Source organism: Acidovorax sp. (assembly GCF_021287135.1).
Lineage (GTDB): Bacteria > Pseudomonadota > Gammaproteobacteria > Burkholderiales > Burkholderiaceae_C > Acidovorax.
Map to the genome: position 1 here is coordinate 1 of NZ_JAJTBB010000065.1, position 17,868 is coordinate 17,868.

At 67.3% G+C, this 17,868-nt stretch carries 14 protein-coding genes and 1 tRNA gene; 8 read left to right on the forward strand and 7 right to left on the reverse strand.

Annotation, left to right across the window (positions count from 1 at the left end; translation table 11 throughout):
- Positions 1 to 508 precede the first annotated feature (508 nt).
- From LWW96_RS14950 to cysS, 5 genes are all read right to left on the reverse strand, one after another.
- Positions 509 to 601: transfer RNA gene (locus LWW96_RS14950), tRNA-Ser, on the reverse strand.
- A gap of 17 nt (positions 602 to 618) precedes the next feature.
- Entirely contained in the window at positions 619 to 1,611 is a 993-nt protein-coding gene (gene tilS / locus LWW96_RS14955; RefSeq protein WP_291488344.1) for a tRNA lysidine(34) synthetase TilS, read from the reverse strand.
- Positions 1,612 to 1,759: 148 nt separating this feature from the next.
- Entirely contained in the window at positions 1,760 to 2,737 is a 978-nt protein-coding gene (locus LWW96_RS14960; RefSeq protein ID WP_291488346.1) for an acetyl-CoA carboxylase carboxyltransferase subunit alpha, read from the reverse strand.
- 108 nt (positions 2,738 to 2,845) lie between these two features.
- On the reverse strand, positions 2,846 to 3,514 hold the full coding sequence (locus tag LWW96_RS14965) for a DNA-3-methyladenine glycosylase 2 family protein (RefSeq protein ID WP_291488348.1): 669 nt from the start codon (positions 3,512 to 3,514) through the stop codon (positions 2,846 to 2,848).
- Between the two features lie 47 nt (positions 3,515 to 3,561).
- Complete coding sequence (gene cysS, locus LWW96_RS14970; protein ID WP_291488350.1) at positions 3,562 to 4,941, reverse strand: cysteine--tRNA ligase; 1,380 nt, start codon at positions 4,939 to 4,941, stop codon at positions 3,562 to 3,564.
- Positions 4,942 to 5,158: 217 nt separating this feature from the next.
- Here cysS and LWW96_RS14975 point away from each other — a divergent pair, with 217 nt between their 5' ends.
- The 7 genes from LWW96_RS14975 to LWW96_RS15005 all read left to right on the forward strand — a co-directional run bounded on the left by LWW96_RS14975 (position 5,159) and on the right by LWW96_RS15005 (position 13,199).
- Entirely contained in the window at positions 5,159 to 6,256 is a 1,098-nt protein-coding gene (locus LWW96_RS14975) for a tetratricopeptide repeat protein (RefSeq protein ID WP_291488353.1), read from the forward strand.
- Between the two features lie 90 nt (positions 6,257 to 6,346).
- Positions 6,347 to 7,708 (forward strand): L,D-transpeptidase family protein, encoded by a 1,362-nt coding sequence (locus LWW96_RS14980; RefSeq protein WP_291488355.1) that lies wholly within the window; start codon positions 6,347 to 6,349, stop codon positions 7,706 to 7,708.
- On the forward strand, positions 7,705 to 8,286 hold the full coding sequence (locus LWW96_RS14985) for a peptidylprolyl isomerase (protein WP_291488357.1): 582 nt from the start codon (positions 7,705 to 7,707) through the stop codon (positions 8,284 to 8,286). The genes LWW96_RS14980 and LWW96_RS14985 overlap by 4 nt, the downstream gene beginning before the upstream one ends.
- Positions 8,287 to 8,318: 32 nt before the next feature.
- Positions 8,319 to 8,825 (forward strand): peptidylprolyl isomerase, encoded by a 507-nt coding sequence (locus tag LWW96_RS14990; RefSeq protein WP_291488359.1) that lies wholly within the window; start codon positions 8,319 to 8,321, stop codon positions 8,823 to 8,825.
- Positions 8,826 to 9,029: 204 nt separating this feature from the next.
- The gene (locus LWW96_RS14995) at positions 9,030 to 9,821 is read left to right on the forward strand and encodes a UDP-2,3-diacylglucosamine diphosphatase (RefSeq protein WP_291488361.1); all 792 of its coding nucleotides are present in this window, start codon (positions 9,030 to 9,032) and stop codon (positions 9,819 to 9,821) included.
- A 37-nt stretch (positions 9,822 to 9,858) separates the two neighbouring features.
- Positions 9,859 to 10,692, forward strand: a complete 834-nt coding sequence (locus LWW96_RS15000) for a M90 family metallopeptidase (protein WP_291488363.1) — start codon at positions 9,859 to 9,861, stop codon at positions 10,690 to 10,692.
- 239 nt (positions 10,693 to 10,931) lie between these two features.
- Positions 10,932 to 13,199 (forward strand): hypothetical protein, encoded by a 2,268-nt coding sequence (locus LWW96_RS15005; protein ID WP_291488365.1) that lies wholly within the window; start codon positions 10,932 to 10,934, stop codon positions 13,197 to 13,199.
- A 69-nt stretch (positions 13,200 to 13,268) separates the two neighbouring features.
- On the opposite strand, the gene mdeB is transcribed toward LWW96_RS15005, so the two are convergent.
- On the reverse strand, positions 13,269 to 15,947 hold the full coding sequence (gene mdeB, locus LWW96_RS15010; protein ID WP_291488367.1) for an alpha-ketoglutarate dehydrogenase: 2,679 nt from the start codon (positions 15,945 to 15,947) through the stop codon (positions 13,269 to 13,271).
- 103 nt (positions 15,948 to 16,050) lie between these two features.
- Between mdeB and LWW96_RS15015 the strand changes: the two genes are divergently transcribed.
- On the forward strand, positions 16,051 to 16,524 hold the full coding sequence (locus LWW96_RS15015) for an Lrp/AsnC family transcriptional regulator (RefSeq protein ID WP_291488368.1): 474 nt from the start codon (positions 16,051 to 16,053) through the stop codon (positions 16,522 to 16,524).
- Here LWW96_RS15015 and LWW96_RS15020 read toward each other — a convergent pair.
- On the reverse strand, positions 16,472 to 17,734 hold the full coding sequence (locus tag LWW96_RS15020; protein ID WP_291488369.1) for a methionine gamma-lyase: 1,263 nt from the start codon (positions 17,732 to 17,734) through the stop codon (positions 16,472 to 16,474). The two genes, LWW96_RS15015 and LWW96_RS15020, sit on opposite strands and share 53 nt — an antisense overlap.
- Positions 17,735 to 17,868: the final 134 nt, after the last annotated feature.

Below are 17,868 nucleotides of genomic sequence, written 5' to 3' on the forward strand. Positions count from 1 at the left end.
GAAGCCCTGCGCACCGGCAAGATCCCTTCGGGCGAATTCAGCATGTAATTGCAACGGTTGCGGGCCTTGCCCATGGTGGCGACATCGGTGGCATGTCGCAGGTGCCGCTGCCATGGGCAAGTGTTTTGCCGCACCGGAGCAACACATTGCTTCCCCTCGAAATAGGGCTCCCTCAGGGGAGCCCTTTTTTCTTGCCCAGCCGGCACATACAAGTGACTGCAAGGCCCTCAGAGCCTGGACCAAAAACAGGAGCAACGGCCGCTTGCCCACCCCATGTCGCCGCACAAGCTAGCTTGTGACGCCCCCGCCGCCCCGCGCGCATTGGTACGCGAACCGGATGGACAGAAACAGATTGTGCTGGGTGGGAGGCGTACCGCGCATGTCGCGCGAGAATGCCTCGCGTCCAGTGGCATCCCGGCAGACCCGCTCGCCGTGACATACCGGATGGCACATGAAAACCCAACAAAGAAAAAGCCCCAAGCGACAAAATCACTTGGGGCTTTATTTTTGGCGGAAACGGAGGGATTCGAACCCTCGATGAGGCTCTACACCCCATACTCCCTTAGCAGGGGAGCACCTTCGGCCACTCGGTCACGTTTCCAATCCCGCCATTATGCCTCATTTTGGAGGCGCCTTTGGCGAGTCGGCCCCATCGCCGGCGGGAAGATCGCGCCATTCCAGGACGGTGCTGCCGCGCACGACCCAGCCGCACCCCACCCTGATGCAGATCTGGTGCCCGCGCGTGCTACAGGCCTCGATCTGGCGGTGCAGTTCGGCCAGCTGGGCCGCGGTGGGCGTGGTGTGGTGGTTCTGGCGCAGCCAGTGGCGCAGCACATTGGCCTGGCGCGCAGGGCTGAGCGCCCGCAGCGCCTGGAGGGTGGGCGGCAGGCCGACCTGCGCCAAGTCCAGCACCGCCAGTTCGTGCAGCAGTTCGCTGGCCTCGGCCGCGTGTGATGCGGACCGCGCGAAGGTGTCGCGGAATGCGGGAAACGTGGCGTCCAGTACCGGCAGCAGCTGGGCGCGAATACGGTTGCGGGTGTAGCGCTCGTCGCTGTTGGTGGGGTCTTCCACCCAGGCGACGCCTTGGGCCAGCAGCCAGCGCCGCACGTCGGCGCCAGCCACCCGCAGCAGGGGCCGGTGCCAGACCACCCCGGCGCGGCGCCACCGGGCGGGCATGGCGGCCAGCCCCGCCACCCCGGCCCCGCGCGACAAGGCGAGCAGCAACGTCTCGGCCTGGTCGTCGGCGTGCTGCGCAATTGCTACCGATTTGATAGCATTCTGCGCTTGACTGGCCTGCACTGCAGCGTCCAGAGCTTGGTACCGCGCCTGGCGGGCGGCATCTTCCGGGCTTTGGCCCGGCAGGCCGCGGGCATCCACGCGCTGCACGGTGAGGGGCACCTGCAGCGGCTCGCACAAGGCGGCGCAGTGGCGCTCGAACCCATCGGCCGCGGCCTGCAGCCCGTGGTGCACATGGATGGCCCGCACCTGGCCCGGCCAGCGGCGGGCGCAGGCCAGCAGCAGTGCCGTGGAGTCGGCCCCGCCGCTCAGGCCCACGGCCAGGGGCAGCTCTGGCGCAAAGGCTTGCAGGGCCGCTTCGAAGGAGAGGCTCACAGCGCCTCCGCAGACGCCGGACGATAGGCGTAGCCAGTGTTCGCAAAAGGGCAACGCGCCCGTGCGCCGCCCCCGGCAGGCGCCCGCTGCCGCGCAAACAGCAACGGCCCCGAAGGGCCGCAGGCAAGAGGGTTGCGCCGGAGCAGGGTCAACGGCTGTCTGCCTTGGTATCGGTAAAGCGGCCGTAGCTCTGCAGGCGCTCGTAGCGGCGCTCCAGCAGGTCCTTGACCTTCAGGTCCGCCACTTGGCGGAATGCGTCGCCCAGCGCGCGCTTGAGGAAGGCGGCCATCTGCTTGTGGTCGCGGTGGGCGCCGCCCACGGGCTCGCTCACGATCTTGTCCACCAGGCCGAGCGCCTTGAGGCGGTGGGCGGTGATGCCCAGGGCATCGGCGGCCTCCTGGGCCTTTTCGCTGGTCTTCCAGAGGATGGAAGCGCAGCCCTCGGGGCTGATCACGGAGTAGATGGCGTACTGCAGCATGATGACCTGGTCGCCCACGCTGATGGCCAGCGCGCCGCCGGAGCCGCCTTCGCCAATGATCGTCGTAATGATGGGCACTTCCAGCTGCGCCATCTCGAAGATGTTGCGGCCGATGGCCTCGGACTGGCCGCGCTCTTCGGCGTCGATACCGGGGTAGGCACCCGGCGTGTCCACAAAGGTGAACACGGGCAGCTTGAACTTCTCGGCCGTCTTCATGAGGCGCAGGGCCTTGCGGTAGCCCTCGGGCTTGCTCATGCCGAAGTTGCGCATGGCGCGCTCTTTCGTGTCGCGGCCCTTCTGGTGGCCGATGACCATGCAGGCGTGGCCATTAAAGCGGGCCAGGCCGCCCACGATGGACTGATCGTCGGCGTAGTGGCGGTCGCCATGCAGTTCGACAAAGTCGGTGAAGATGTCGCGCACGTAGTCGAGCGTGTAGGGGCGCTCGGGGTGGCGGGCAATCTTGGTGATCTGCCAGGGGCTCAGCTCGCTGTAGATGTCCTTGGTGAGCTGCTGGCTCTTCTTGCTGAGCTGGTCGATCTCTTCCGAGATATCGACGGCGCTCTCGGTCTGCACGTAGCGCAGTTCTTCAATTTTGGATTCGAGTTCGGCGATGGGCTGTTCGAAATCCAGAAAGGTCTTTTTCGCCAACGTTTTTCTCCTTGGGGGCGTACCGGTCAGGGGCGGCCGCGAGTGGCACGCACTGTAACCGATGCGTAAGAACTTGTTTACAGGTTCAGGCCGGCGTTTGCGGCGGCATCAGGCGGTCGGCAAGGGGTCCAGGGAACGCCAAATATACCAAGTCGCCACGCTGCACCAGGGCTTCCAGGCCTCAGCCACCTCGCGGGCATCACTGCGGCTGACAGGGTCGCCCGAGAAGTAGTTCTGGCTGATGCCGGTGATGAGGCCCGGGTCGTCCAGCGGCAGCACGTTGGGCCGCTGCAGGTAGAAGATAAGGAACATCTCGGCCGTCCAGCGGCCGATGCCGCGGATGTCGACCAACTCGGCGATGATGGCCTCGTCGTCCATGGCCGCCCAGTCTTTGACGTGGAGCTTGCCGTTTTCAAAGTGCAGCGCCAGGTCCACCAGGTAGTCGATCTTGCGGGCCGACAGGCCCACGGCCCGCATGTCGTCCACCTTGAGCTTGAGCACGCTGGCGGGCGTGAAGCTGCGCGGCAAGGCCACGAACCGCTCCCACACCGCCTGGGCAGCCTTCACCGACACCTGCTGGCCGACGATGCTGCGGGCCAGCGTCGTGAAGGCGTCGCGCCGGGTCTGCAGCGCGGCGTCGCCAAACTGCGGGATGAGCCGCCGCATGACCCGATCCTTCTTGACCAGGTGCTTGCAGGCTTCGGACCAGTACCCGGGCGTGGCCAGCACGGCCGGAGGATTGGCGGCTTCGCCCACGATCTTTTTTGTAGCGACCACCGCTTACCCCACCTGCGCCAGATTCAAATTTTGTGCAAAACAACCGGTCACTGCGCGGCTTCCCAGGTAGTGCCGGCAGCGGAATCCTTGAGCACGATGCCCTGGGCCAGCAGCGCCTGGCGGATGCGGTCCGCCTCGGCATAGTTCTTGGCCGCCTTGGCGGCGGCGCGCGCCGCGATCTGTGCCTCGATGTCGGCCCCGTTCACGCCGGCGCCCGCCTGCAGGAACGTCTTGGGGTCGCCCTGCAAAATCCCGAGGCAGCCCCCCAGCGCCTTGAGCAGCCCGGCCAGTGCGGCCGAGCGGGTCTTGTTGACTTCCCCGGCCAGGTCGAACAGCACCGCCACGGCTTCGGGCGTGCCGAAGTCTTCGTCCATGGCGGCCTTGAAGCGCGCGGCATGCGGGTCTGCCCAGTCGATGGCGGCCACCTCGGCCGGTGCCACCAGGCTCAGCGCGGTGTAAAGGCGCTTGAGCGCCTGGCGGGCGTCGTCCAGGTGGGCATCGCTGTAGTTCAGCGCGCTGCGGTAGTGGGCGCGCACGATGAAGAAGCGCACGGTCTCCGCATCGTAGGTCTGGAGCACGTCGCGGATGGTGAAGAAGTTGCCCAAGCTCTTGGACATTTTCTCGTTGTCCACGCGCACGAAACCGTTGTGCATCCAGAACTTCGCCAGCGGCTTGCCGGTGGCGCCTTCGCTCTGGGCGATCTCGTTCTCGTGGTGGGGAAACTGCAGGTCCGCACCGCCGCCATGGATGTCGAAGGTCTCGCCCAGCGTGGCGCAGCTCATGGCCGAGCACTCGATGTGCCAGCCGGGGCGGCCGGCGCCGAAGGTACTGTCCCATTTCGCTTCGGGCGGCTCCTCCGGCTTGGCAGACTTCCACAGCACGAAGTCGAGCGGGTCTTCCTTGCCGTCCTGCACCGCCACGCGCTCGCCGGCGCGCAGCTCGTCCAGCGACTTGCCCGAGAGCTTGCCGTAGCCGGCAAACTTGCGCACGGAGTAGTTCACGTCGCCGTTGCTGGCGCGGTAGGCCAGGCCCTTGCCCTCCAGCTGGCCGATGAGCGAGAGCATCTGCGGCACGTATTCGGTCGCGCGCGGCTCCACCGAGGGCGGCTCGATGCCCAGCCGGCCAATGTCCTCGTGCATGGCGGCGATCATCTCGTCGGTGAGCTGGCGGATGGTGATGCCCCGCTCCAGCGCGCGCTTGATGATCTTGTCGTCAATGTCGGTGATGTTGCGCACGTAGGTCACGCGCAGGCCGCTGGCCTTGAGCCAGCGCTGCACCACGTCAAACGCCATCATCATCCGCGCGTGCCCGATGTGGCACAGGTCGTAGATGGTCATGCCGCACACATACATGCGCACATGCGAGGGTTCGAGCGGGGAAAAGTCCTCCAATGCACGCGACAGCGTGTTGTAGATGCGCAAACTCATGGGATTTCAGTGTCGGGATGGGGGTGGGTGTGGGCGCAAAAGATGCGGCCCGGCAGCTGGGAGCCGTCGCTCGCGGCGGGTGGGCCCGGCAGGGGGGGGCCTGCAGTGAAATCACCCGCGGCAACAGCGTACCGTCATGACACCCCCCTCAGCTACAATCCGCCGCAGTATAAGCCCCCGCCCGGGCGCGACCCCGCCCCACTCCCCCAGTACCCCCATGAAGCAAGTCCGCCGCACCCTTCCACGCCTGTTGCGCCTGTTGGCCCTGACCGCGCTGCTGGGCGCCAGCGTGGCCCACGCCAACGACTATGCGGACATCACGCAGCTGATCAAGGCCGGCAAGCCGGCGGACGCGCTGGCCAAGGCCGAGCAGCGCCTGGCCGCCAACCCGCGCGACCCGCAGCTGCGCTTCCTGCGCGGCGTGGCGCAGGCCGACCTGGGCAAGCCGGCGGATGCGATCGCCACCTTCACCAAGCTCACGGAGGAGTACCCGGAGCTGCCGGAGCCCTATAACAACCTGGCCGTGCTCTACGCCAACCAAAACCAGCTGGACAAGGCCCGCACGGCGCTGGAAATGGCCATCCGCACCAACCCCAGCTACGCCACGGCGCATGAGAACCTGGGCGACATCTATGCCAAGCTGGCCAGCCAGGCCTACAGCAAGGCGCTGCAGCTGGATGCGGGCAGCGCCAACTCGGTCAAGCCCAAGCTGGCCCTGATCCGCGAACTGTTCACGGCCGAAACCGCCGGCAAGGGTAGCCGCGCTGCGGCGGCCCCAGCCGTAGTGGCCACCCAGCGGCCCACCACTGCGCCGGCTCCGGCCCCTGCCGCAGCCCCGGCTCCAACGCCCGCCCCGGCCCCCGCTCCCGCCCCAGTTCCCGCACCGGCGCCCGCACCCGCTGCGGCCCCTGCGCCGGCCGCCGCCGTGCCGGCGCCAGCCGCGGCACCGGCGCCTGCCGCGGAGCCTGCCGATGCCGCCACCCAGGCGGTGACGGCCGCCGTGCAAGCCTGGGCGGCCGCGTGGGCCGCCAAGGACATGAAGGGGTACCTGGGCGCCTATGACAAGTCGTTCGACCCGCCGGGCCGCATGTCGCGCGCCGAGTGGGAAAAGGAACGCGAGGCCCGCATCGTGGGCAAGTCCAAGATCAGCGTGCGCCTGTCGGACATCGTGGTCGCCGTGCACGGCGACAAGGCCACGGCCCGGTTCCGCCAGGCCTACAGCGCCGACACGCTCAATGTTTCCAGCCGCAAGACGCTGGACCTGGTGCACAGCAACGGTCGCTGGACCATCGTGCGCGAGTCCACGGGCGGTTGACCGTGCAGCCCCGAGCGGTGCCTGCGCCTGCCGCGCGGGCTTTTTTTTTGTGGGCCTGACTGGGCGCTTCGCTTGCCTCTGGATTTCCGCATGTTGGCGCACCGGTCCTTTCCCGGCTTGAGGACGGCAGGCAGCGCGGCGCTGCTGGCCGCGCTCGCCCTGGCAGCGGCGCCCGCCGTTGCGGACACCGCCAAGGCCCGGCGCGCAGACCTGGCGCATGCCGGCCGGCACAACGCCAAGCCGCCCCGTGCGGCCAGCACTGCCAAGGCAGCCGTTGCCGCCCCTGCCAAACCGGCCGTCCCGCTCACCGCCAAAGCATCCGAACTGCGCGACGGGCAGGCCGAGGCCCGGCTGATGGAGGTGTACCGCCTGGCCGCACGCGGCCAGGGGCGCGAAGCGCTGCAGCAAGCGGAAAGCCTGGCCCGCGACTACCCGCACTTCCAGCTGGCCCAGTTGGCGGTTGGCGACCTGCTGATGGCCCGCACCCGCCCCGTCCGGCGCCTGGGCGACGTGCCCGAGCCCGACACGGTGCGCAGCATCCAGGCCGCCACGGCGCTGGACGAATTGCGCAACGAGTCGCGCCAGCGGGTGGACGCACTGCGCAGCCGGCCGCCACAGGGCACGGTGCCGGCCCAGTTCCTGGAGCTGTCGGCCCGCACGCGGCATGCCATTGCGGTCGACGCGTCGCGCTCGCGCCTGTATTTGTTCGAGAACACCGCCAAGGGCCTGGAGCTGGTGGCCGACTACTACGCGTCGGTGGGCAAGCTGGGCATCGAGAAAGGCACCGAGGGCGACCAGCGCACACCGCTGGGGGTGTACTTCATTACCAGCCGCCTGGACCCCGCCACGCTCAAGGACTTCTACGGCGCAGGCGCCCTGCCCATCAACTACCCCAACCCGCTGGACCAGCGGCGCGGCAAGACCGGCAGCGGGATCTGGCTGCACGGCACGCCGCCGGACCAGTTCGCGCGCGCGCCGCTGTCCACCGACGGCTGCCTGGTGCTGGCCAACCCCGACCTGGAGCGGCTGCTGCGCACCGTAGAGCCCCGCTCCACGCCGGTGGTCATCGCCCGGCAGCTGCAGTGGGTGGCCCCGCACAGCGTGCAGGCCGACCGCACGGCCTTCGACGCGGTGCTCAACGCCTGGCGCAGCGCCAAGACCGCGGGTGACATGGACCGCCTGCTGAGCTTCTATGCGCCCGACTTCCAGAGCGCGCGGAAAAAGCCGCTGCAGGAATGGGCTGACGTGCTCCAGGCCGAGGCGCGCGCACTGCGCGGGCGGGAACTCCATCTCAAGGACAAGACCTACCTGCGCTGGACCGATGCCGCCGACACCATGGTGGTAACGTTCGGCGAAGTCGCGGCCGGTGCCCGCACCGGCCAGGTCAAGCGCCAGTACTGGACGCGCCGCGGCCAACATTGGCAGATATTTTTCGAAGGAGTGATTGGATGATTTCCAGAAGAAATTCGACCGCAGCGCTTGCTGGTATTGCGCTGGCAGCTATATTTTCAGTAGCACCGGCACATGCGGAAGACGCACCCAAGGTCAAGCTGGCCACCTCGATGGGCGACATCGTGGTGCAGCTGGACCCGGCCAAGGCACCCAAGACGGTCGAGAACTTCCTGGCCTATGTGAAGGACAAGCACTACGACGGCACCGTGTTCCACCGGGTCATCGACGGCTTCATGATCCAGGGCGGCGGCTTCACGGCCGACATGGTGCAAAAGCCCACCAAGGCCCCGATCCCCCTGGAAGCCAGCAACGGCCTGAAGAACGACACCTACACCATCGCGATGGCGCGCACGGGCAACCCCAACTCCGCCACTTCGCAGTTCTTCATCAATGTGAAGGACAATGCCATGCTCAACGCCCCCAACCCCGACGGCCACGGCTATGCCGTGTTCGGCAAGGTGATCAGCGGCACCGACGTGGTCGACAAGATCAAGGCCGTGCCCACCGGCAACAAGGGCCCGCACCAGAACGTGCCCACCACCCCCGTCACCATCACTTCCGCCACGCTGGTGAAGTGAGTTCCCAACCCTTCTAGATGAGGAAGATTTCCATGAGCAATCCCCAGGTCGAACTGCACATCACCGGCTACGGCGTCATCACGCTGGAACTGGACGCCGCCAACGCCCCCCAGTCCACCGCCAACTTCTTGTCGTACGTGAACAAGGGTCACTACAACAACACCATCTTCCACCGCGTGATCCCCGGCTTCATGATCCAGGGCGGCGGCTTCGAGCCCGGCATGAACCAGAAGGGCACCGACGCACCCATCGAGAACGAAGCCAAGAACGGCCTGAAGAATGCCAACTACACCGTGGCCATGGCCCGCACCAGCGACCCGCACTCGGCCACCGCGCAGTTCTTCATCAACGTGGCCGACAACGGCTTCCTGAACCACACCTCTCCCACGCCCCAGGGCTGGGGCTATGCCGTGTTCGGCAAGGTGGTCTCGGGCACCGACGTGGTGGACAAGATCAAGGCCGTGAAGACGGGCCGCAAGGGCTTCCATGACGACGTGCCGAAGGACGACGTGGTCATCGAAAAGGCTGTGGCACTTTGAGAGGCATCCCCCTGTGGCGCTGCGCGCCTTCCCCCTTCTCTCGAATTGCTAAGCAATTCGGGAAGGGGGGCGCCGCCAGCGCACGCAAGCGCAGCGCCGCATCCGCGGCTTGGCGGCCCTTGCGCGGCGGCCACTGGCTTGAAGCGCGCCGGTTCTATGCGCCGCGTTCATAGCGGTGCGCGTGAACCTGAAAGAAACGAATCCATGACCCCGACCGTGCCCCGGTTCGAGGAGCTGACCGCTCCTTCGCACTGGCGCACGGTCGATTTCATTTCGGACCTGCATTTGCAGGCTTGCGAGCCCGCCACAGTGGCCGCTTTTGAACACTACCTGGCCACTACCGCGGCAGATGCGCTCTTCATCCTGGGCGATCTGTTCGAGGTCTGGGTGGGCGACGACGCCCTTCTGGACCCCGGCAGCTTTGAGGCCAAGGGCTGCGCGGCCCTGCATGCGGCGGCGCAGCGCCTGCCGGTGTTTTTCATGCACGGCAACCGCGACTTTCTGGCGGGCCCCGCCTTTTTGCAGCACTGCGGCATCGCCGGGTTGCACGACCCCACGGTGCTGGCATTCGCCGGCCAGCGCTATGTGCTGACGCACGGCGACCTGCTGTGTGTAGACGACGTGGACTACCAGCGCTTTCGCGTGCTGGCACGCAGCGCCTCTTGGCAACAGCAGTTCCTGTCGCAGCCGCTCGCCGCTCGCCGCGCGCAAGCCCGCGGCATCCGGCAGGAAAGCGAGTCGCGCAAGCAGTCCGGCGCGGTCTACGCCGATGTGGATGCTGGCGCCGCCACAGCATGGCTGCAGGCTGCGGGCGCCCGCACGCTGATCCACGGCCACACGCATAAGCCCGCCGACCACCCGCTGATCCCGGGCCTGCGGCGGGTGGTGCTCAGCGACTGGGATGCCGCCGCAATGCCCCCCCGGCTGGAAACACTGCGTTTGTCCGCCGCCGGCTTGGAACGCGTGCCCCTGGCCCCCATGTACCGGGCATCGTGACTCGGGGCGCCATCGCTGCCGCCCCTCCCATCCCGCCATGCCTCCTCTTCTGAACCGGATCTGGCACCGCGTGCGGGCCACCGTGGCCCCCGTGCCCGATATCTCGGCCACGCTGTGGCTGCAGACGCTGCAGCGCTACCCGTTCCTGGCAGCGCTGTCGCTGCACGACCAGGCCAAGCTGCGCGCTCTCAGCGCGCTGTTCCTGGACCAGAAGGAATTCCACGGCGCCCATGGGCTGCAGGTGACCGATGCGATGGCCATCGACATCGCCGCACAGGCCTGCCTGCCGCTGCTGCACTGGGGCGATGCGGCAAAGGCGTTGGCCTGGTACGACGATTTCGTGACCATCGTGGTCCACCCCGGCGAGGCGGTGGCCCGCCGCCAGACCGTAGACGGCGCGGGGGTGGTACACGAGCACAGTGAGGTGCTGCTGGGGGAGGCCATGGAGCGCGGCCCCGTCATGCTCAGCTGGCCGCACGTGGCCGACGCCGCCGAGAACATCGCGCGCGGACACAACGTGGTGGTGCATGAGTTCGTGCACAAGCTGGACATGCGAAGTGGCGAGGCCAATGGCTGCCCGCCCCTGCCTGCCGGCTTCCTGGGCGCGCGCACCGGTCGCGGCGCCTACGAAGCGTGGTGGAACGCGTGGGAACCGGCGTACGAGCAATTTCGTGAACGCGTGATCCTGGCCGAGCGATTTGGCGCGGAACGCCCCTGGCTCGACGCTTACGGGGCTACCGCCCCGTCGGAATTTTTTGCCGTTGCCTGCGAGGCGTATTTCGTGAACCGAGCCCGCTTCGCGGAGGAATTCCCAGGGCTGATGCCGGTGCTGGATGCGTTCTTTGGCGGCCATAGCGCCACGGCGGTCTGACAACACGTCGGGGCCGCCGCCAGAGGCGCGTTGTTGACGCCGTGTTGCTCACGCGTGGCGACCGACCCGCGGTGGAGGGCCAAAGTGTTGCCAATCGAAACACTCGCGCATTCACGCTCTGTTCGCGTTAACTTCGGCTGACCTTGACCGTCGGCCCTGCAAGGCCCGCAACCAGAGTGCGCGCTGCCCCTGCCCCACGATTGCCACGGTTACCCAACGTCATTTCATGGAAGACGCTCATGCCAACTGTTCCGTCCAGAAGCCCGCTGCAACGTGCCGGCGTCCTTGCCGCATGGGTCCTTCCCCTGCTGAGCGCCTGCGGCGGCGGCAGTTCTTCTGAACCGGCACCCTCCCCGTCCGACCCCACGCCACCCGCCCCTAGCACAGCGCTTTCGCTCCTGGCCGGCAACACAGACGGCGCCGGCAACCAAGATGGCGCCTCGCAGACCGAAGCTCGCCTCAGCCTGCGGCTGGGCGGAATGGCAACGACCGGCGCCGGCGAGATCGTCTTTGCAGACGGGCAACTGATACGCAAGCTCAGCGCCGATCAACAGCAAGTCAGCACGTTGGCGGGTGGCGGGCCGATGGTGCCTTCGGACATCTCCAACTATGCCGACGGCAGTGGCTCTGCCGCGCGCTTCCTCGGCCCGAAAGCCGTGGCGGTGGATGCGGCAGGCAACACCTATGTTGCCGATACGCAGAATCACCTGGTGCGCAAAATCAGCGTTTCGGGGACTGTCACCACCCTGGCGGGCAAGGCGGGGGTGTGCGGTAACCAGGATGGAATGGCTGGCTCGGCAACGCTTTGCTTCCCTGCCAGCATTGCGGTGGACAAGGCCGGCACCGTGTACGTTTCGCAGAGCTTTGCCTCCACCAGCCCGGTCCGCGAGTCAGCCCTGCCCAACCCCATCCGCAAAATCACGGCAACCGGCGAGGTCAGCACCTTGGTGGCCAAAGCCAGCCTGTACCCCACCGCCGTGCCCAGCCCTTGGGGCTCGGCCTATTACTACGCTCCGGTGCTTTTGGCGATGGATTCTGTGGGCACGCTTTTCGCGGCGGACTCCAACGACCACGTGATCCGCAAGTACACGGCCGACGGCCAGGCCACCGTGGTGTCCGGCACACCGGCCCCCAACAACGAAGGTGATACGGACGGGGTGGCCTCCGCGGCAAAGTTCCGCACGTTCCTGGCCGTGGCATTCGACGCTGCGAATCGACTGCACGTCCTGGGCCCGGACAATTCCGGCGCCCCAGCCATCCGGCGGATTGACGGCAATGGGACCGCGACGACCCTGGTTCGCGCTCGGTCTTGCACCACGCAAACGGGCGTTGTCACTGGCGAGCCGGGGACCTTGTGCACCGCGAATCAGCTGGCCGTCCAGGGCAATGGCGATTTCCTCGTGGCCGAACAGGGTGACTCTGGTGGCTCCGTCAAGTACACGCAGTTGCGCAGCTACACGCAGCAAGGCACCTCCACCGTGGTCGCCGGCAAGCCTTCTGCCGAAGGCGCTGACGATGGGCAGGGCAGCAGTGCCCGATTCAACAGGCCGGGCGCGCTGGCCTTCAATCCGGCAGGCGCGCTGTACGTGCGTGACAACGGCAACGGCGCCGTCCGCACGGTGCAAACCGACGGGCTGGTGCGCACCCTGGGCAAACCCGGCGGGCATTGCACGGCGGTCACCGGCCTGGCCAGCGAATTCCTCGAGCTCTCGGAACCGAGCAGCGGGTCCCTTCGATACAACAATGGCCCCCTGGCCACCGATGGCGCAGGAAATCTCTACACCGTGCATGACGGGCGCGTCCTCAAGATGCGGGACTGCCAGGTCACACTTCTGGCGGACCTGAACCCGCTGCTGTCCGCATCCACCAACCTCTTCATGCCCAACGACGCACCGGGCATCGCGGCCGACAGCAAAGGCAACGTCTTTGTGTCGACCCTCAAGGGCGCCATCTTCAAGATTGACGCCAAGGGAGAAGTCACACTGTTCGCGGGCAGCGTAGGCACCTTGGGGCACGCGGATGGACAAGGCGCGGCGGCGCAATTCGCGGCGCCGGGCCATATGACTGCGGATGCTGCCGGCAATCTCTATGTGGTCGACGGTCTCGGCCTCTCGTTCGCGACGACCGTGCCGGGCCCCACCATCCGCAAGATCACGCCCACAGGTCTGGTCAGCACACTGGCGGGCAACCCCAACGCGACTCCCGGCTTCGCCGATGGCACGGGTACCGCTGCGGTGTTCACGGTGGGCAAGATTTCGTCGGGCGAGATCGCCAGCATCGCCGCAGACGACAACGGCAACGTGTATGTGGCAGACCCCGTCAACAGCGTGATCCGCAAGATTGCGCCGAACGGTCAGGTCAGCACACCGGTGGGGCAGCTCTGGCGCTACGGCTTTGCCGCAGGCAATCTGCCCGGCATCATCAACAGCCCGGCGGGCATTGCCGTGCGCAATTCAATGCTGTACATCAGCGTCCCGAACGCGGTGGTTCAGGTCAAGCTGCCCTGATACCCAGAGCAACGGTCCAAGCCCTCGGACGCCGTGCTTTTGCACAGGCTCAGGGGGCTTTTTTGCGGGTCAATGGCGCGCCCCATCGGCCCGCAGGCTTTCCCGCGCCACGCGGGCAATGTGCGCGGCATCCACCCCAAAAAAGCTCCGCAGCGCCGCCCGCGTATCGCTGCGGCCGAAGCCGTCAGTCCCCAAGGTCACGTACTTGCGCCCTTCGGGAACGAAGGCCCGCACCGTCTCGGGCACGGCCCGCACGTAGTCGGTGGCGGCGATGACCAGGCCGCGCGACGCTGCGAGCTGCTCGGTGAGCCAGGGCACGCCCGGCTGCGCTTCGCCTGCCAGCGCGCGCTGCTCGCACGCCACGCCGTCGCGGGCCAGTTCGCTCCAGCTGGTGACGCTGAGCACGGTGACCTCCACGCCTTCGCGGGCCAGCTGCTCGGCCGCCTGGACCACTTCGGTGAGGATGGCTCCGGAGCCCATCAGCGTGACGGCATTTTGTGAAGAAATCGGGCTCTCGCGCCCGTCCATCAAGCGCGAGAAGCTCCTAAAAACATAGCACCCACGCAATACGCCCTCCGCGGCACCTTCGGGCAGGTCCGGCTGGGCGTAGTTCTCGTTCATCAGCGTGACGTAGTAGAAGGCGTCTTTTTGCTCCACCAGCATCTCGCGCATGCCGGCGTCCACGATCACGGCCAGCTCGCCGGCATAGGCGGGGTCGTACGCCTTGCAGTTGGGGATGGTGGCGGCCACCAGGTGGCTGGTGCCGTCCTGGTGCTGTAGGCCCTCGCCGCCCAGCGTGGTGCGGCCCGAGGTGGCGCCCAGCAAGAAGCCCCGCGCGCGCTGGTCGGCGGCGGCCCAGATGGCGTCGCCCACGCGCTGGAAGCCGAACATGGAGTAGTAGATGTAGAACGGCAGCATGGCCAGGCCGTGCACGCTGTAGCTGGTGGCGGCGGCCGTCCAGCTGGCGATGGCGCCGGCCTCGCTGATGCCTTCTTCCAGGATCTGGCCGTCCAGCGCCTCGCGGTAGCTCAGCACCGAGCCGATGTCCTCGGGCGCGTAACGCTGGCCCACGCTGCTGTAGATGCCCACCTGCTTGAACAGGTTGGCCATGCCGAAGGTGCGCGCCTCGTCGGCCACGATGGGCACGATGCGCGGGCCCAGCTGCGCGTCCTTGAGCAGCGCGCCCAGCATGCGCACAAAGGCCATGGTGGTGCTCATCTCCTTGCCATCGGCCGCCATCGCAAACTGGGCGTACTGGGCCAAGGGGGGCACCGGCACCACCTCGCAGGCGGTTTCGCGGCGCGGCAGGGGGCCGCCCAGGGCGGCGCGCCGCGCGTGCAGGTACTGCATCTCGGGGCTGTCGGCCGCGGGTTTGTAGAAGGCGAGACTTGTGGCCTGCTCGTCCGTCAGCGGCAGGCTGAAGCGGTTGCGGAACTCGATGAGGTCGGCGTCGTCCAGCTTCTTCTGGCTGTGCGTCGTCATCTTGCCCTGCCCTGCTTGCCCCATGCCATAGCCCTTTTTGGTGTGGGCCAGGATCACCGTCGGCTGCCCCTGGTGGGCGGCAGCGGCGGCATAGGCGGCGTGAATCTTGACCAGATCGTGCCCGCCGCGCTTCAGGCGGTCGATCTGCTCGTCGGTCATGCCCTGGGCCAAGGCGGCCAGCTCGGGGTTCTGACCGAAGAAATTGTCGCGGTTGAAGCGGCCGTCCTTGGCCGCAAAGGTTTGCATCTGGCCGTCCACCGTGCCTTCGAGCGTGCGCACCAGGGCGCCGGTCAGGTCGCGGGCAAACAGGCCGTCCCAGTCGCTGCCCCACACCAGCTTGACCACGTTCCAGCCCGCGCCGGCAAACAGGCGCTCCAGCTCGTCGATGATGCGGCCGTTGCCGCGCACCGGGCCGTCCAGGCGCTGCAGGTTGCAGTTGACCACCCACACCAGGTTGTCCAGGCCCTCGCGCGCGGCCAGGGTCAATGCGCTCATGCTTTCGGGCTCGTCCATCTCGCCGTCGCCGAACACGCCCCAGACCTTGCGGCTTGTGCAGTCGAGCAAATTGCGGTGCGTGAGGTAGCGCATGAAGCGCGCGTGGTAGATGCTGCTGATGGGGCCAATGCCCATCGATCCGGTGGGGAACTGCCAGAAGTCCGGCATGAGCCACGGGTGCGGGTAGCTCGACAGGCCGCGGGCGCCCGCAGCGGGCGCGGTGATTTCCTGCCGGTAGTGCATCAGGTCCTGCTCGCTGAGGCGCCCTTCCAGGAAGGCCCGCGCGTACACACCCGGCGCGCTGTGCGGCTGGAAGAACACCAGGTCGCCTCGGTGCTGCCCTGGCGCCGTGCCCTCGCGGGCATGGAAGAAGTGGTTGAAGCCGGCCTCGAACAGATCGGCCGCGCTGGCATAGCTGGCAATGTGGCCGCCCAGCTCGCCGTAGGCCTGGTTGGCCCGCACCACCATGGCCAACGCGTTCCAGCGCATGAGCGACGCCAGGCGCTCTTCAAGGGCCAAATCGCCGGGGAAGGCGGGCTGCGCCTGGGCGGCCACCGTGTTCACGTAGGGCGTGTTCAGCTGCGGCTGCCAGCCCACGCGCTGCGTCCGCGCCAGGCGCACCAGCTCATCCAGCACGAAGCGCGCGCGCTCCGGGCCTTCGGTGGCGACCAGGGCCAGAAAGGCCTCGCGCCACTCGGCGGTCTCTTGCGGGTCGGTGTCGGCCAGGGAGGCCGAAGCATGGGGCAAAGGGGTGGGCAATCGGGCGTTCATGGGAGCACACTCTAGAAGGAGTTGCAAAAAATAGGATGCCGAATCGGCAGACAACGGGCCTTTCAACAGCACAATATGCCGCATTCAATCAAAACTACAGCATATGAAGCTTGACGCCACCGATCTGCGCATTCTGGCCGAGCTGCAGGCCGACGGTTCGCTCTCCAATGTGGAGCTGGCGCGCCGCGTGCACCTGTCGCCCTCCCCCTGCTTGGCGCGGGTGAAGGCGCTGGAGGCCGGCGGCGCCATCGACCGCTATGTGGCACTGGCCAACGCGGCGGCGCTGGGCCTGGGGCTCAATGTGTTCATCAGCATCAGCCTGAAGACGCAGAGCAAGGAGGCGCTGGCCGATTTCGAGCGGCGCATTGCCGAGCACGACGAGGTGATGGAGTGCTACCTGATGAGTGGCGACTCCGACTACCTCATCCGCGTGGCGCTGCACGACATCGCGGCGCTGGAGCGGTTCATCCTGGAGCAGCTCACGCCCATCCCGGGCATCGAGAAAATCCGCTCCAGCTTTGCGCTCAAGCAGGTGCGGTACAAGACGGCGCTGCCGCTGCCGGCCGCGCGGGGCTGAGCCCCGCGCTCATCGCGTGGGCCAGGTCCAGCGCCTGGCCGATGTCGGCCAGCAGGTCTTCCACGTCCTCCAGCCCCACGGACAGGCGCACCAGCCCTTCGGCAATGCCATGGGCGGCACGTTGCTCGGGCGTGTAGGTGGAGTGCGTCATGCTGGCCGGGTGCTGCGCCAGGGTCTCGGCGTCGCCCAGGCTCACGGCGCGGGTGACGAGCTGCAGCGCGTCCATGAAGCGCACGCCCGCCGGCAGGCCGCCGCGCAGCTCAAAAGCGATCATGCCGCCCATCTGGCGCATCTGCTGCTTTGCCAGCGCGTGCTGCGCAAAGCTGGGCAGGCCGGGGTAGTGCACGGCCGCCGCAGCGGGGTGGGCGGCGATGAATTCGGCCACCTTCTGCGCGCTCTGGCAGTGGCGGTCCATGCGCAGGGCCAGGGTTTTCAGGCCGCGCATCACCAGGTGGGCGTCCTGCGCGGACATCACCGCGCCGGTCATGTCTTTCAGGCCATACAGCCGCACGCGCTGGGCCAGCTCGGCGTCGGCAAACACGGCGGCGCCGGCCGTCAGGTCGCCATGGCCGCCCAGGTACTTGGTCATGGAATGCACGCTCACGTCCGCACCCAGCCGCAGAGGCTGCTGCAGGTAGGGCGTGCAGTAGGTGTTGTCCACCACCAGCCTGGCGCCCTGGGCATGGGCCAGGGCCGCCACGGCGGCAATGTCCACCAGGCGCATGTTGGGGTTGGCGGGGGTTTCCAGGTACACCACGCGGGTCTTGGGGGTGAGCGCTTCGGCCACGCGGGCGGGGTCGGTCATGTCCACATGGCGCACCGTTACGCCAAAGCGGCCCAGGCCGTGGTGGAGGAAAGAAAAGGTGCAGCCGTAGAGCGTGAGGTCCGCCAGAATCTCGTCGCCCGGCTCCAGCAGGGACCACAGCGTGGCCGTGATGGCGCCCATGCCCGAGCCGAACACCACCGCGCCCGCGCCCTCTTCCAGCGCGGCCAGCCGCCCTTCGAGCAGCGCCAGCGTAGGGTTGGCGATGCGGGTGTAGAAGTAGCCCGGCTCCTGGCCCGCAAAGCACCGCGCGCCGTAGGCCACATCCGGGAAGGCATAGGTGGCGGAGGTGTGGATGGGCGGCACCAGCGCGCCCTGGTGGTCGGCAGGGTTGTAGCCGTGGTGGATGGCGCGGGTGCTGAAACCGGTGGCGGATGGGCGGGTCATGGGTGTCTCCTGGGTTGGCTGGGCCGCGGGGCCGCAAAGCCTTTGCAGGAGAGATTCTTGAACCCAAAGCCCGGCAAAATTTCGCCTTCTTTGCCTTGATTCACAACCATAAAGGCAAAATTTACCCCAAACCC